At 71.3% G+C, this 12,969-nt stretch carries 12 protein-coding genes and 2 pseudogenes; 6 read left to right on the forward strand and 8 right to left on the reverse strand.

Features of this window, described 5'->3' with window-relative positions:
- Positions 1-237, forward strand: a pseudogene (locus A9X03_RS17915) (carboxymuconolactone decarboxylase family protein); the annotation flags it as partial.
- Here the strand turns inward: A9X03_RS17915 and A9X03_RS17920 are convergent.
- From A9X03_RS17920 to A9X03_RS17930, 3 genes are all read right to left on the reverse strand, one after another.
- Positions 226-1,050, reverse strand: a complete 825-nt coding sequence (locus A9X03_RS17920; RefSeq protein ID WP_068018948.1) for an SDR family oxidoreductase — start codon at positions 1,048-1,050, stop codon at positions 226-228. The pseudogene A9X03_RS17915 and the gene A9X03_RS17920 overlap by 12 nt on opposite strands.
- 139 nt (positions 1,051-1,189) lie before the next feature.
- Positions 1,190-2,815 carry a chaperonin GroEL gene (groL, locus tag A9X03_RS17925; protein ID WP_055400660.1) on the reverse strand — a complete coding sequence of 542 codons (1,626 nt, stop codon included), beginning with the start codon at positions 2,813-2,815 and terminating at the stop codon, positions 1,190-1,192.
- Between the two features lie 204 nt (positions 2,816-3,019).
- A complete protein-coding gene (locus A9X03_RS17930; RefSeq protein WP_067756430.1) occupies positions 3,020-3,601 on the reverse strand; it encodes a TetR/AcrR family transcriptional regulator in 582 nt (193 codons plus the stop codon).
- A gap of 87 nt (positions 3,602-3,688) precedes the next feature.
- Here A9X03_RS17930 and A9X03_RS17935 point away from each other — a divergent pair, with 87 nt between their 5' ends.
- Positions 3,689-4,603, forward strand: a complete 915-nt coding sequence (locus A9X03_RS17935) for an SDR family NAD(P)-dependent oxidoreductase (RefSeq protein WP_067756433.1) — start codon at positions 3,689-3,691, stop codon at positions 4,601-4,603.
- A 112-nt stretch (positions 4,604-4,715) separates the two neighbouring features.
- Here A9X03_RS17935 and A9X03_RS17940 read toward each other — a convergent pair whose 3' ends face one another.
- Complete coding sequence (locus A9X03_RS17940; RefSeq protein WP_068018944.1) at positions 4,716-5,405, reverse strand: M24 family metallopeptidase; 690 nt, start codon at positions 5,403-5,405, stop codon at positions 4,716-4,718.
- A 31-nt stretch (positions 5,406-5,436) separates the two neighbouring features.
- On the opposite strand from A9X03_RS17940, the gene A9X03_RS17945 reads away from it, so the two are divergent.
- Positions 5,437-5,931: a cupin domain-containing protein gene (locus A9X03_RS17945; protein WP_067756440.1), complete on the forward strand. Its 495-nt coding sequence runs from the start codon at positions 5,437-5,439 to the stop codon at positions 5,929-5,931.
- Positions 5,932-6,175: 244 nt separating this feature from the next.
- Here the strand turns inward: A9X03_RS17945 and A9X03_RS17950 are convergent, their stop codons facing one another.
- Both A9X03_RS17950 and A9X03_RS17955 read right to left on the reverse strand, forming a co-directional pair.
- Positions 6,176-7,618 (reverse strand): NAD(P)/FAD-dependent oxidoreductase, encoded by a 1,443-nt coding sequence (locus A9X03_RS17950; RefSeq protein ID WP_067756443.1) that lies wholly within the window; start codon positions 7,616-7,618, stop codon positions 6,176-6,178.
- On the reverse strand, positions 7,609-8,088 hold the full coding sequence (locus tag A9X03_RS17955; protein WP_067784173.1) for a VOC family protein: 480 nt from the start codon (positions 8,086-8,088) through the stop codon (positions 7,609-7,611). Before A9X03_RS17955 ends, A9X03_RS17950 begins: the two co-directional genes overlap by 10 nt.
- 73 nt (positions 8,089-8,161) lie before the next feature.
- Between A9X03_RS17955 and glp the strand changes: the two genes are divergently transcribed.
- Positions 8,162-9,367 carry a gephyrin-like molybdotransferase Glp gene (gene glp / locus A9X03_RS17960; RefSeq protein WP_068262226.1) on the forward strand — a complete coding sequence of 402 codons (1,206 nt, stop codon included), beginning with the start codon at positions 8,162-8,164 and terminating at the stop codon, positions 9,365-9,367.
- Here the strand turns inward: glp and A9X03_RS17965 are convergent.
- Positions 9,364-10,551, reverse strand: a complete 1,188-nt coding sequence (locus tag A9X03_RS17965) for an MFS transporter (RefSeq protein ID WP_068262227.1) — start codon at positions 10,549-10,551, stop codon at positions 9,364-9,366. The two genes, glp and A9X03_RS17965, sit on opposite strands and share 4 nt — an antisense overlap.
- A gap of 65 nt (positions 10,552-10,616) precedes the next feature.
- On the opposite strand from A9X03_RS17965, the gene A9X03_RS17970 reads away from it, so the two are divergent.
- On the forward strand, positions 10,617-11,339 hold the full coding sequence (locus A9X03_RS17970; RefSeq protein WP_067754958.1) for a phosphatidylserine decarboxylase: 723 nt from the start codon (positions 10,617-10,619) through the stop codon (positions 11,337-11,339).
- On the forward strand, positions 11,336-12,199 hold the full coding sequence (gene pssA, locus A9X03_RS17975) for a CDP-diacylglycerol--serine O-phosphatidyltransferase (RefSeq protein WP_068262230.1): 864 nt from the start codon (positions 11,336-11,338) through the stop codon (positions 12,197-12,199). Before A9X03_RS17970 ends, pssA begins: the two co-directional genes overlap by 4 nt.
- A gap of 154 nt (positions 12,200-12,353) precedes the next feature.
- On the opposite strand, the pseudogene A9X03_RS17980 reads toward pssA, so the two are convergent.
- A pseudogene (locus tag A9X03_RS17980) lies at positions 12,354-12,969 on the reverse strand (ATPase); the annotation flags it as partial.

A 12,969-nucleotide genomic window follows, 5' to 3' on the forward strand; every position in this document is an offset into this window, starting at 1 on the left:
CCCGACGACCCGCGGTGGGCGCCCGACGAGCGGACCCTGATCGAGGCGGTCGACGAGCTGGAGCGCACCGGTTCCTGGTCGGAGACGACGTGGACGGCGCTAGGGCGCTTCCTTTCCGACGAGCAGCGCATCGAATTGCTCACGGCCGTCGGCTGGTATCGGACCATCTGCACGCTGTGCAACGCGCTCGCGCTCCCGGTCGAGGGCTGGATGCGGCCCTGGCCTTCAGCCGGCTGAGAGGTCGCGTTTGAGGCCGGGATGCTGGTTCTTCAGTAGCGGCAGCAGCAGCCGTCGCGGCATGAACTGGAACAGCCGGGTGGACAGGTGGCTGGGCAGACCGGCGATCACCGTGCCGCGGTCGTGGGCGAGCGCGTCGACCCCGATGCGCGCGACGTCGCGCGACGGCATCCACATGAACTTCGGGAACGCGTCGGCGAATTTGCGCTCGTCCATGCCCGCGTTCTTCAGGAACTCGGTGCGCACCGGGCCCGGGCACAGCAGCGCGACGGTGACACCGGTGCCGGCGAGCTCGCCGCGCACCCCCTCGGTGTAGGTCTTCACGAACGCCTTGGTGGCCGCGTAACCGGCCTGCCCCGGGAAGGGGTGGTAGCCGGCGGTGGACCCGACGTTGAGGATCGCCCCGCGCCCGCGCGGCACCATCTGCTGGACCGCGCGCGTGGTCAGGTCGATGACCGCCTCGCAGTTGACCCGCACCTGGGCGATCTCGTCGTCGGCGCGCGCCGCGGTCACCGATCCGATGGTGCCGACGCCGGCGTTGTTGACCAGGATGTCGGCGGCCAGGCCGCGGCGGCCGACCTCGTCGAGCAGGCCGGCGCGGGCGGCCGCGTCGGCGACGTCGCAGGCGATCACCTCGACGCGCACGCTTTTCGAGAGTTCGTCGGCCAGCTCGCGCAGCCGGTCCTCCCGGCGGGCGACGAGCGTCACGCCGTGACCGCGGTCGGCCAGTTCCCGCGCGATGTCGGCGCCGATGCCCGACGATGCGCCGGTCACCACGGCGGTGCTGGTGGGTGAGGGAGTCGGAAGGGCCACGCGTCGAACCCTACAAGGGGCCGTCGAGCGTGAGCCCGATGCACGAGAAGGGCTGGGAAATCGTCCATATCCCGAGAAGCTCGGCGCACGAAAAAACCCGGCTCCCAAGGGGAGCCGGGTTTTCCCGTAGCTGTCGGACTTAGAAGTCCATACCGCCCATGCCGCCGGTCGGGTCGCCCGCGGGAGCGGCCGCCTTCTCCGGCTTGTCGGCGACGACGGCCTCGGTCGTCAGGAACAGCCCGGCAATGGACGCCGCGTTCTGCAGCGCCGAGCGGGTGACCTTGACCGGGTCGGCAACGCCGGCCTTGAGCAGGTCCTCGTACTCGCCGGTGGCCGCGTTCAGGCCGGTGCCGGCCTTCGCGTTGCGGACCTTCTCGGCGACAACGCCGGGCTCCAGCCCGGAGTTGAAGGCGATCTGCTTGAGCGGGGCCTCGAGCGCGACGCGCACGATGTTGGCGCCGGTGGCCTCGTCACCGGTGAGCTTGAGCTCCTCCAGGGACGGCGCCGACTGCAGCAGGGCCACGCCACCACCGGCGACGATGCCCTCCTCGACGGCGGCCTTGGCGTTGCGGACCGCGTCCTCGATGCGGTGCTTGCGCTCCTTGAGCTCCACCTCGGTGGCGGCGCCGGCCTTGATCACCGCAACACCGCCGGCCAGCTTGGCCAGGCGCTCCTGCAGCTTCTCGCGGTCGTAGTCGGAGTCGCTGTTCTCGATCTCCTGGCGGATCTGGGCCACGCGCCCGGCGATGGCGTCGGTGTCACCGGCACCCTCGACGATGGTGGTCTCGTCCTTGGTGACGACGACCTTGCGGGCCTTACCGAGCAGGGCGACGTCGGCGCTCTCCAGCGACAGGCCGACCTCTTCGCTGATCACCTGACCACCGGTGAGGATCGCCATGTCCTGCAGCATCGCCTTGCGGCGGTCGCCGAAGCCGGGGGCCTTGACGGCCACCGACTTGAAGGTGCCGCGGATCTTGTTGACCACCAGGGTGCTCAGGGCCTCGCCCTCGACGTCCTCGGCGATGATCAGCAGCGGCTTGCCGGCCTGGATGACCTTCTCCAGCAGCGGCAGCAGGTCCTTGACGGTGGACACCTTGGAGCTGACCAGCAGGATGAACGGGTCCTCGAGGACGGCTTCCTGACGCTCGGCGTCGGTGACGAAGTAGCCCGAGATGTAGCCCTTGTCGAACCGCATGCCCTCGGTGAGCTCGAGCTGCAGGCCGAAGGTGTTGGACTCCTCGACGGTGATGACGCCCTCGTTGCCGACCTTGTCCATCGCCTCGGCGATCAGGTCGCCGATGGACTGGTCGCCCGCGGAAATCGCCGCGGTGGCCGCGATCTGCTCCTTGGTCTCGACGTCCTTGGCGGACTTGAGCAGGACCTCGGTGACCTTCTCGACGGCCTTCTCGATGCCGCGCTTGAGGCCCAGCGGGTTGGCACCCGCGGCGACGTTGCGCAGGCCCTCCTTGACGAGCGCCTGGGCCAGCACCGTGGCCGTCGTCGTGCCGTCACCGGCGACGTCGTCGGTCTTCTTGGCGACTTCCTTGACCAGCTCGGCGCCGATCTTCTCGTACGGGTCCTCCAGCTCGATCTCCTTGGCGATGGACACACCATCGTTGGTGATCGTGGGGGCGCCCCACTTCTTCTCCAGGACGACGTTGCGGCCCTTGGGACCCAACGTCACCTTTACCGCGTCGGCGAGGGCGTTCAGCCCCCGCTCGAGGCCGCGACGGGCCTCTTCGTCGTACGCAATTGTCTTGGCCATTGCGAAGTGATTCCTCCGGATCGGGAATGACACCGGGTGGCCACGGGTGGCCACCCCATTACTTACGCTGGCCGGGTGCAGTGCCCGCGACGGACGACCCCAGGTGTCTGCTGGTCTCACCGTCCCGACCTAGCACTCACCTGTCGCGAGTGCCAAGGTCATTCTTAGCACTCGCCTATGCCGAGTGCAAGAACGGGTCAGGCCTTATCGCTGCACGCGTAAACCGTCGATGACGACGTCGGTCGCCCGCTCGGCCAGCGCCGAGTCGTAGGCCTGCATCGCCTGGCAGCCGACCAGGATCGCCTTCAGATCCCGCATGTCGACGTCGCGCCGCGCGGTGCCGGCCTCCTGGGCGGCACGAAGCAGCTCGCCCAGCATGGCCCTGAACGCTTCCTCGGCCTCGGGGGCGGCGCAGGCGATGTCGATTCCGTACCCCGCCAGCGCGTCGACCAGGCCGCGGTCCGCGGCACCCCACTGCAGGACCATCGAGCGCAGGAAGGCGAACAGCGCCTCCCCCGGGCCCTCCGACTTCAGCAGGGCGTGCCCGTCGTCGACGAGGCGGCGCATCCGGTCCTCGATCACGGCGGTGAACAGCGCTTCCTTCGTCGGGAAGTGCCGGTAGACGGTGCCGGCCCCCACCCCGGCGCGGCGGGCGACGTCGTCGATGGGCACCGACAGGCCTTCGGCGGCGAAGGTCTCGTAGGCGACGTCCAGCACGCGCGCGCGGTTGCGCGCCGCGTCGGCGCGCAACGGCCGTGCGGGTTCGGCCAACAATTCACCACCCATCGGTTGACAAAGCGGGGCGTGCGTTCCGTATAGTCGAGTCAACCGGAGCGCTCGCCCCGTTTACCTTACTACTTTGAGGAGCTTCCGATGGCCAAGTGGACCGCGCGAGACATTCCCGACCAGGCCGGACGGGTCGCCGTCATCACCGGGGCCAACACCGGCCTCGGCTACGAGACCGCCGCCGCGCTGGCCGACCACGGCGCACGCGTCGTGCTCGCGGTGCGCAACCTCGATAAGGGCAAGGACGCCGCCGCGCGCATCGCCGCCGCGAGCCCGCACGCCGACGTGGCGCTGCAGGAGCTCGACCTGACGTCGCTGGACTCCATCCGCGCGGCGGCCGAACAACTCAAGTCCGACTACGAGCAGATCGACCTGCTGATCAACAACGCCGGCGTCATGTACACACCGAAGGAAACCACCAAAGACGGCTTCGAGATGCAGTTCGGCACCAACCACCTGGGCCACTTCGCCCTCACCGGCCTGCTGCTGGAGCGGCTGCTGCCGGTGCCCGGATCGCGGGTCGTGACGGTGAGCAGCGTGGGCCACCGCATCCTGGCCGACATCCATTTCGACGACCTGCAGTGGGAACGCTCCTACAACCGGGTCGCGGCCTACGGGCAAGCCAAGCTGGCCAACCTGCTGTTCACTTACGAGCTGCAGCGGCGGCTGGCCCCCCGCGGGACGACGATCGCCACCGCCGCCCACCCCGGCGGCTCGAACACCGAACTGGGCCGCTACACGCCCACGGCGTTCCGGCCGCTCGTCAACGTGTTCTTCTCGGTGATCGCGCAGGACGCCGCCATGGGCGCGCTCCCGACGCTGCGCGCCGCCACCGACCCGGCCGTTCTCGGCGGCCAGTACTACGGCCCCGACGGGTTCGCCGAGACCCGCGGCTATCCGAAGTTGGTGTCGTCGAGCGCGAAATCCCACGACGCCGAGCGGCAGCGGCGGTTGTGGGCGGTGTCGGAGGAGCTGACCGGCGTCACGTATCCCCTGGATTGACCCGACGGCGCCGACCCGCAGCGCCCGGCGCATGCGCCGCGCTCGCGATCGGCGCTAACCCGACGGCGCCGACCCGCAGCGCCCGGCGCATGCGCCGCGCTCGCGATCGGCGCTAGACATCGAGCAGCTGCTCGTAGAAACCGCCGAAGCCGCGGGCCCGGTCGGCCAGATGGATCTCCAGGATCCAATGGCACAGGCGGCCGGCCGGGTCGGTGCGCCGCATCGGCTTGTTCGATCCGGGCGCGATGTACCACTGGACGCCGGGGCCGGCGATCTTCTTGTGCGGGAACTCTCCGACCAGGTGACCGGCGATCGAACTGGCGAACTCGAAACCCTCGGCGTGGGCCAGGCCGACGACGAAGTCGAAGAGCTCGGCCCCGGTGACGTCCGGGCGCCGGTCGAAGTACTCGCGGCCTGCCCGCCACACCCGGGGTAGCGCGTCCCGGAGGGCCGCCTTGGCCGGGTCGTCGCCGAGCACGAAGGTGCGGCCGAAGTCGGCCTCCCACTCCGCGAAGATCGGCCCGAAATCGAGGAAGACGATGTCGCCGTCGGCGACCAGCCGGTCCGGCGGGCGCTCGCTGAAGGGTTGCAGCGTGTTCTCGCCGGCCCGCACGATGCGCCGATGCCAGTGCCGGGTCACGCCGAACAGGTCCGCGGCGAGGCGGTTGATCTCATCGGACAGCTGCCGCTCGGAAACGCCCGGCCGGATGATGCCGCGCCGCTCGACCTCGTCGAACAACTGCGACGCCTTCTCCTGGGCTTCGAGCAGCCGCTGCGCGCGCACGTCCTCCGGGGCCTCCACTCTCGCGATGCTAACTGGCAGGCTGGAAACCATGTCGCTCGTCGTGCCGCCCTATCCGCCGCCCCGGTACACCAAGGACGAGCCGGGGATCAGCGCCTGGCTCAAGCGTGCCGACGAGCCGCCCGACTACGAGACCGGTGGCGTCAAGTACCACTACCTGGCCAACGACCAGGCCACCGGCGGCGACTACGGGCTGTACCGGGTCGACATCCCCGCGGGCGGCGGCGGCCCCGGACCCCACTTCCACCGGGCGATGTCCGAGGCCTTCTTCGTGCTTTCCGGCACGATGAAGCTCTACGACGGCACGCAGTGGGCCGACGGTCGGCAGGGCGACTTCCTCTACGTGCCGCCGGGCGGCGTGCACGGCTTCCGCAACGGGGCCGACGAGCCGGCGTCGATCCTGATGCTGTTCGCGCCGGGTGCCCCGCGCGAGACGTACTTCGAGGGCTTCGCGGCGCTGGCCGACATGACCGACGACGAACGCCGGGAGTGGTTCGTTCTGCACGACAACTATTGGGTGCAGTAACCGGTTAACGGTGAGCGAACTCTAGGTGCCGCGCACTGATACGCGGCGCGCGCGCGACGTAGGGTTTGGCCGTGCAGGTGAGGACGAAGCGCGCCGCGGCGTGGTTGCGGATGAAGGTCGAGACGGCGTACAGCGCCCCGGTGCGGACCGCCGAGCGGGTCAAACGGCCCAGGCGCCCGGGCCTGCGGCGCGTGCCGACCGCGTCCGCCCGGGTCCGCGGGCGCCGGTTCAGGCGTCCGACCGGTCACCGGCCGAAGCGGTAGTCGGCGTCGACCAGCTCGCGGGTGCGCTCGAAGAAAGTGCGTCCGCTGTAAGGCAATTGGGTGACCACCTTCCCGCTCGGATGCCGGAAGTAGTTGTCGCATGCGAGCCAGACCTTGCCCACCATGGCCGCCTGGATCTCGTCGTTGTAGCGGCGCTGCGCGTCGGGTGTCACTTGGACGGTGCGCGCCCCCCGGGCGTTCATCACGTCGAGGATGTGGCGGACGAACGTGGTCTGCGCCTCGTGGATGTAGATGATCGAATTGACGCCGTTGGTGTTGGGCCCGTAAAGCGTGAAGAAATTCGGATAGCCGGCCACCAGGGTGCCCAGGTACGCCTCGGCGCCGTCGCGCCAGTCGTCCGCGAGGCGGCGCCCGCCCGACCCGTGGACGTCGATGCTGGCCAGGTAGTCGGCGGCCTTGAACCCGGTGCCATAGATGACGGTGTCGACGCGGTGCTCGACGCCGTCGACGGTGCGCACGCCCCGCTCGGTCAGCTCGGTGATGGCGGCCGTTTCCAGTGTGACGTTGGGCAACGCGAACGTCGGATACCACTCGCGCGACATCAGCGGCCGTTTGCAGCCGGCGGGATAGTCCGGCGTCAGCTTCGCGCGCAGCTCGGGGTCGGCCACCTTGCGCATCAGGTAGCTGCGGGCCAGCTCGGTCGCTTCCCGCGTCTGCGCGGCGTCGACGTCGAAGCTGGACGACTCGTAGGCGTCGAAGGCCTCGTCGCGCAGCTTGAGCGCCATCTCGGGGTGGCGTTCGAACAGCTCGTGCTGTTCGGGCGTGAACGGGAAGTCGAAGCGGGGCGCGATCCAGATCGGGGTCCGCTGAAACACGGTCAGGTGCGCGGTTTCTCGCGCGATCGCGGGCACGTACTGGATGGCGCTGGCGCCAGTGCCGATGGACGCCACCCGCTCGCCGGCCGTCGACTTGCTGTGATCCCAACGCGACGAATGGAATTGGCGGCCGCGGAACCGCCGCGCGCCGGGGATGTCCGGGACGTGGGGCACGTCGAGCATCCCGACGGCGCTGACGACCGCGTCGAACTCGTGCTCGCGACCGGCGTCGTCGGTCAGGGTCCAGCGGCCCCGGGTGTCCGACCAGCGCGCGGCGGCCACCGCGGTGTTCGCCCGCAGGCGCGCGCCCAGCCCGTGACCGTCGGCGACCCTTTCCAGGTACGCCAGGATCTCGGGCTGGTTGGCGTACGTCTTGCTCCAACGCGGGTTTGGCGCAAAGGAATACGAGTACAGGTGCGACGGGACGTCGCACGCCGCGCCCGGGAAGGTGTTGTGGCGCCAGGTCCCGCCGAATCCGTCCGCCCGGTCGTAGATGGTGAAGTCGTAGCCGCCCTCGGCCAGCTGGATGCCCATGGCGATGCCGCCGGCACCGGCGCCGATGATCGCGACTCGCGGCTTCAGTCCCATTGCGCGAAGTAGGGTCGCTGCGGCCGGGTCTTCTCCACCAGGATGAACACCACACCCCACGGGTCGACGAACCAGGTGGTGCGGACCCGCGCGACCTCCGCGATCCCGCTGACCAGAAAGCGCACGCCCCTGCTTTCCAGCTCCGCCCGGGTGGCGTCGAGGTCCTCGCAGATCAGCCCGACGTGGGACAGCCCCGGGTCGGTGAGGCCGGCGCGACCGGGCCGATCCGAGCCCGCCGCGCCGAGGTATTCGATCACCTCGAGCACGCGATCGCCGTCGCCGTCGAACCCGACGATGGCCGCCTTCATGCTGGGGTCCGCCACCAGCTCGCCCATGTCGTCGCGAATGGCGTTACCGGTCATGACATACGGCGGCGAGAGCACACGCAGGCCCAACACGTCGCGGTAGAAGGCGACGGCCGCCTCGCAATCCGGAACACACACCCCGGTGTGGGCCATCCCGGTAATCACGTTCTCGACTCTACGTCGGTCCCACGGCCTCACCGGGAGCGGTTGGGAAATCTGACCGGCCGATAATGGCGGGGTGCGGTCGGTCCAAGAACATCAGCGCGTCGTAGCCGAACTGATCCGTCCCCGCCCGGCGGCCACCGCCGCACTGGCCGAGGCGCAAGGGCTGGTGCTGGCCGAGGACGTGGTCGCGCGCCTGGCGCTGCCGGTCTTCGACAACTCCGCGATGGACGGATACGCGGTGCGAGCCGAGGACACGTCCGGCGCCACCCCCGAGCACCCGGTGGCCCTCGAGGTCGCCGAGGACATTCCCGCCGGGCGCACCGACGAGTTGACGCTGCAACCCCACACCGCGCACCGCATCATGACCGGCGCGCCGCTGCCCGCCGGCGCGACGGCCGTCGTGCCGGTCGAAGACACCGACGGCGGCGTGGACGTCGTGTCGATCCGCGCGCCCCGTGAGGCCGGCAAGCACATCCGGCGCGCGGGCGAGGACGTGGCCCCCGGCACGACGGTGTTGCGGCGCGGCCAGGTGGTGACGCCGGCCGTGCTCGGCCTGGCCGCGGCGCTGGGCATGGCCGAGTTGCCGGTGCTGCCGCGCCAGCGGGTGCTGGTGCTGTCGACCGGATCGGAGCTGGTGGCGCCCGGCAATCCGCTGCGGCCGGGGCAGATCTACGAGTCGAATTCGATCATGCTGGCCGGGGCCGTCCGCGACGCCGGCGCCGACGTGATCGCGGTGGCTACGGCGGAAGACGATGTGGCGCAGTTCAGTTCGATCCTCGATCGCTACGCGGCCGACTGCGATCTGATCATCACCAGCGGCGGGGTCAGCGCCGGCGCCTACGAGGTGGTCAAGGACGCGTTCGGCCGCGAGGGCGACCAGGGCGTGGAGTTCGTCAAGGTGGCGATGCAGCCCGGCATGCCGCAGGGCATCGGCCGGGTGGCCGGCGCGACGATCGTCACCCTGCCCGGCAACCCGGTGAGCGCACTGGTGTCCTTCGAGGTCTTCATCCGGCCCGCGCTGCGCAGGGCCATGGGCCTACCCGACCCGGAGCGCCCGCACCGGGCGGCCGTGCTGACCGAATCGCTGACCTCGCCGCGCGGCAAGCGGCAGTTCCGCCGCGCGGCGCTGGACCGCGATACCGCGACCGTGACCAGTTATGGCCCGCCGGCCTCGCATCACCTGCGGTGGCTGGCGTCGGCGAACGCGCTGCTGGACATTCCCGAGGACGTGGCGGAGGTGCCCGAGGGGACCGAGCTGCAGGTCTGGGACCTGACCTAACCCGCCGGGGTGGCGACCTGCCGATGGAAATCGGCGGCCCGGTCGAACGCGGCGGCGCAGCGGATGGCGACCGCGACGACCGACATCAGCACCGGGATCGTGACCAGGGCCGCCGCCAGCCCGACGCGGTCGGCCAGGTGACCGATCAGCGGCGGCCCCAGTAGGTAACCCAGCCAGCCCGTCGCGGCGACGATCGCGATGGCCGAGCCCGCGCCGCCCGCGCCGTAGGCGGCGCTGAACGCGGTCGGCACCAGCAGCGCCACCCCGACGCCCAGGGCGGCGAAACCGGCCACGGCGACAACGGGATTGGCGGCCGCCAGCGCCACGCCCAGGCCCGCAGCGCCGAACAGCGCGAGCGCCGGCAGCAACCGGCGGGCCGAGAGCCGCGAGTGCAGGCGTATCGCGCCGAGCCGGGTCAGGACCATCGTCAGCGTGTAGGCCGCATAGCTCAGCGCGGCGACCCCCGGCCCGGCGCCGACGACGTTGCGCAGGTAGTTGGCCGACCAGTCGGTGGCGGCGCCCTCGCACAGGAAGGACACGAAGGCCACCGCCGCCAGGATCGCCACCGTCGGTGTCAGCCAGCCCCGCCCGGACCGCTCCCGCGGCGACGCCGCCGCGGGGTCCGGGATCAGCCCGCGCGCCAGCGCACCGACGACGATCAGGGCGACGAGCCCGACGGCGGCCAGCTGGGGCGTCAGCCCGACGCCGGCGCCGACGCACGCCGCGCCGATCAGGGCGCCCAGCAGCGCGCCGAGGCTCCACATGCCGTGGAAGCGCGCCATGATCGGTGCGCGCGCCAGGCGCTCGACCGTGCCGGCCTGGGTGTTCATCGCGACGTCCAGCCCGCCCTGGAACATCCCCCACAGCGCCAGCGCCGCAAACAGCGCCGGCCCGGAGCGGGCCAGCCCGACGGTCGTCCCCGCGAGGGCGTAGCCGGCGGCGGTCACGGGGATCAGCCGGTGGCTGCCCCACCGCGGCAGCGCCCAGTGGCTGGCCACGGTGGCCAGCACCGACCCCAGCGGTGCACCGAACAGCGCCGTCCCCAGCGCCGCGTCGGACAGGCCGAGCCCGGCCTTGACCGCCGGGATGTGGGCGGCCCACGACGAGAACCCCACGGCGTGGGCGATGAACACGGCGGTGACGGCGATCTTCGCCCGGCGCAGCCGCGGGTCATTCGGATGCATGTCGAAGGTGGGCGTTCCCCCTGCGGGCCCGAACCAACCGGCCGCGGCTTTCGTAAGATGGCCGCGTGGCACGACGCCCCCGCCCTGTCGGCCCTACGGCCGAGGATCCAACGTTCAGCCCGCAGCACGCGTTGGAGTTGGTGCGCTCGACCGTTCCGCCGGTCCACCCGGCGGGCCGGCCGTTCATCGCCGGCGGCCTGGCGCTGGCGCTGGCCGGCCGCAGGCACCGGTGGATCCGACGGGCCGGCCTGCTGGCGGCGGGCGCCTGCGCCGGATTCTTCCGCCACCCACCCCGCGTACCGCCGACCCGGCCGGGTGCGATCGTCGCACCCGCCGATGGGTTGGTGTGCGTGATCGACGCCGCCGCCCCGCCGGCCGAACTCGGCATGGGCGACGCGCCGCTGCCCCGGGTCAGCATCTTCCTGTCGCTGCTGGACGCCCACGTGCAGCGGGCGCCGGTGAGCGGTGAGGTGATCGCCATGCAGCACCGGCCCGGCCGGTTCGGGTCGGCCGATCTGGCCGCGGCCAGCACCGAGAACGAGCGCACCAGCCTGCGGATCCGGACGCCGACCGGCGCGGAGGTGGTGGCCGTGCAGGTCGCCGGGCTGCTGGCGCGGCGCATCATCTGCGACGCGCGCGTCGGCGACAAGCTGACGATCGGCGACACCTACGGCCTGATCCGGTTCGGCTCCCGGCTCGACACCTATCTGCCGGCGGGCGCCGAACCGCTGGTCCGCGAGGGTCAGCGCGCGATCGCCGGCGAAACCGTGCTGGCCGAGCTGCCATGATCAGCAAGCCGCGCGGCAGGCCGTCGGTCAACCTGCAGATCCTGCCCAGCGCGATGACGGTGCTGTCGATCTGCGCGGGCCTGACCTCGATCCGGTTCGCCCTCGAGCACCAGCCCAAGGCCGCGATGGCGCTGATCGCCGCGGCGGCCATCCTGGACGGGCTCGACGGCCGGGTGGCCCGCATCCTGGACGCCCAGTCGCGCATGGGCGAGGAGATCGACTCGCTGGCCGACGCGGTGAACTTCGGTGTGACGCCGGCGATCGTGCTCTACGTGACGATGCTGACGAAGTCGCCGGCCGGCTGGGTGGTGATCCTGCTCTACGCCGTGTGCGTCGTGCTGCGGCTGGCGCGGTACAACGCGCTGCAGAGCGACGGGAGCCAGCCCGCCTACACCCACGAGTTCTTCGTCGGCATGCCCGCGCCGGCGGGCGCGGTGTCGATGATCGGGCTGATCGGGCTCAAGCTGCAGTTCGGCGAGGGCTGGTGGACCTCGACGACGTTCCTGTGCATCTGGATCACCGGGACGTCGATGCTGATGATCAGCAAGATCCCGATGCGCAAGATGCACGCCGCGGCGGTGCCCCCCAGCTGGGCGGCGCCGCTGCTGGCGCTGCTGGCGATCTGCGCGGCCGCGGCGGTGCTGGCCCCCTACGTGCTGATCTGGGTCATCATCATCGCCTACCTCTGCCACGTCCCGTTCGCGATCCGCAACCAGCGTTGGCTGGCCGCGCACCCCGAGGCGTGGGCCGACGAGCCCAAGCAGCGCCGCGCCGCGCGGCGCGCGATCCGCCGGGCGCAGCCGCATCGCCGGTCGATGGCGCGGCTCGGGCTGCGCAAGCCGGGTGGGCGCCTGCCATGAGCCGGCCGGGCGAGGATGCGGCCCGTCAGCTCACGCTCACCGCGCGGTTGAACACCTCCGCCGTCGACTCGCGCCGCGGTGTCGTCCGGCTGCACCCGAGCGTGGTTGCCGCGCTTGGCATTCGGGAGTGGGACGCGGTGGCGCTGACGGGCTCGCGGACCACGGCGGCGGTGGCGGGCCTGGCCGGGCCGGACACCAGCACGCCCAGGTTGGCGCCGGCGCCCAGGGTCTTGAGCAGGTGCGGCTCGTCGAGCGCGAGCTTGAGCCATTCGATGAGCTTGGCGGCCTGCGGCTGTGAGCCCTTGAGTTCCTCGAGGACCGTTTCGGGGCTGGCCACGTCGACCAGCTCGGTGGACACGGCCGGGCCGCCGGCCGGCACGCCCTCGCCCCAGGTGACCAGCGAGTTGGGCTGCACGCTGACCGGGCCGAGCGGGTCCACGCCGGTGACGGTCAGCAGCTCCGAGGTCCAACTGATGCCCACCGAGGCCGCCAGCGCGCGGGTGGCGGCCGCCGTCGAGAAGCCCGGGCCCAGATCGCGGGGCAGCAGCGACACGGCGTCGCCGACGGTCAGCACCTTGCCGAGCAGGGCCTGCCGCAGGGTCACCGGCGAAATGGACTGGCTGGCCAGCGACGAGCCGGACAGCGTCACCGACCGGGCGCCGTAGACGGTGACCGCGCCGACGATCACGGCGGTGCCCTCACGCAGCCCGGCGTTGGACAGCGTCACGTCGTCGAGCAGCGCGGTGCCGACCGGGGTGTCCGGCCCGGCC

This window comes from Mycobacterium sp. E1715, from assembly GCF_001667625.1.
Lineage (GTDB): Bacteria > Actinomycetota > Actinomycetes > Mycobacteriales > Mycobacteriaceae > Mycobacterium.